The sequence below is a fragment of the Schnuerera sp. genome, from assembly GCF_035459645.1.
Classification (GTDB): Bacteria; Bacillota; Clostridia; order Tissierellales; family Tepidimicrobiaceae; genus Schnuerera.
This window is the reverse complement of sequence record NZ_DATHXO010000247.1, coordinates 1-1,614: the sequence shown is the minus strand read 5'-3', so window position 1 is coordinate 1,614 and position 1,614 is coordinate 1. Positions and strand designations below refer to the sequence as shown.

The following is a 1,614-nucleotide window of genomic DNA, read 5'->3' as shown; positions in this document are numbered from 1 at the left end:
ACTAGTGAGGAGGGGAATTAATTGAAAAAATTTTTTTACCTATTTAAAGTATCCTTAGAAAAAGTCTTTAAAGAACGGTTTAGATATAAGTTTAATACATTTTCAAATATATTAATTTTGTATATATTATTCATGGCAATGTTTGCAGGAATTAAAGGCTTTGGTATTCAAATGGGAGTATCTCCTATAAATATGGAAGATACCTTGGAAGGATTTATAATTGGATATTTCTTATGGACTATTATGATGATGGCTTATTCAGATATAGCTTATACTATAGTAAGTGATGCTAATAGAGGCACATTAGAACAATTAAATATGTCTGACATTAGTCTAGCATTTATATTAACCACCAGAAGTTTTGCAAATTTATTATTAGATTATTTAATCTCCATTATTTTACTTTTTATTATAATGAATTCAACTGGTTATTGGATTGATATCAATATATTTTCCATTATAGTTCCTATATTTATAGGTATCTTTAGCATATTAGGTATAGGACTAGTATGTGGCGGATTAGCTCTCATTTTCAAAAAAGTACAATCTTTATTAAATGTTATCCAATATTTTTTAATAGCTTTACTTATGGGAAATACAAATCGATTGGTTACAACTGTTCTTCCTTTTCGACTTGCCGTTGAGAAAGTTTATATGATGGTATTTGGAGGGCATTCTCTTTCAGATTTTTCTTTACTAGACTATGGAATGATGATAGGAAACTCCATTCTATACTTTAGTATAGGTTTAGTGGTTTTTAATCAATGTGTTAAATTGGCAAAAAACAAAGGGTTATTAGGACAATATTAATTTTATGCTCTGTAAAGGTTCTTAGTTTACAGAGCATAAAAAATCACCCTAGTTTCATAACTACAATTTTCATTAGTTATTGAAGAATATCGGTTATTCTGTTACACTAAAATATCTTCTTCCAATTCTCCATATCATCAATCCTATAACAAAACCAATTAGTGCTGCCAACACCCACCCAAATCCATAATCGAATCCTGGCAAATATAAATGCCCAATCTTAATAATATTTTTAATTATTAAATTTTCTTGTATAGACTGAGGTAATGCCTTACATAAATCAAAAAATGCTGCAATAATTGTAAACCCAGTTGTCCATCTATACACATCTCTCTGCTTATGAATAAATGGGGATAATAAAGACAATAGGATTAAAGTGATTGCTAAAGGATATAAAAACATAAGTACTGGTATAGATAACTGGATTATATTATTTAAGCCAAAATTAGCAATTATAAAAGAAAAAAGTGTAAATAAAATAGCATAACTTCTATATGAAATTGATTTTGGAAACATTTCATTAAACATTTTAGAACAAGCAGTTATTAACCCAATAGCCGTTTTCAAACAAGCGACTCCTACAATGGCTGCTAATAATATTTTGCCAATGAATCCAAAGTAATGATCACTAACCATAGATAAAATAATACCACCATTAGCTGCCCTATCAACACTACCTAAACTTGTAGTTCCCATATATACTAATGAAGCATAAATAATAGCCATGCCTGTAATGCTAAATAAACCTGATTTACATGTTTCAAAAGCAATCAAACGTGGATTCTTGATGCCAAATTTTTTAAT

2 protein-coding genes are annotated in these 1,614 nt (G+C 28.6%); one reads left to right on the top strand and one right to left on the bottom strand.

All coding sequences use genetic code 11. The annotated features are described in order from the left end of the window. The first annotated feature begins 21 nt into the window (after positions 1-21). Entirely contained in the window at positions 22-810 is a 789-nt protein-coding gene (locus VK998_RS05815) for a hypothetical protein (protein WP_325226491.1), read from the top strand. 93 nt (positions 811-903) lie between these two features. Here the strand turns inward: VK998_RS05815 and VK998_RS05810 are convergent. Further along, positions 904-1,614 (bottom strand): branched-chain amino acid transport system II carrier protein (locus tag VK998_RS05810; protein WP_325226489.1); only part of this gene is annotated, 711 nt, incomplete at its 5' end.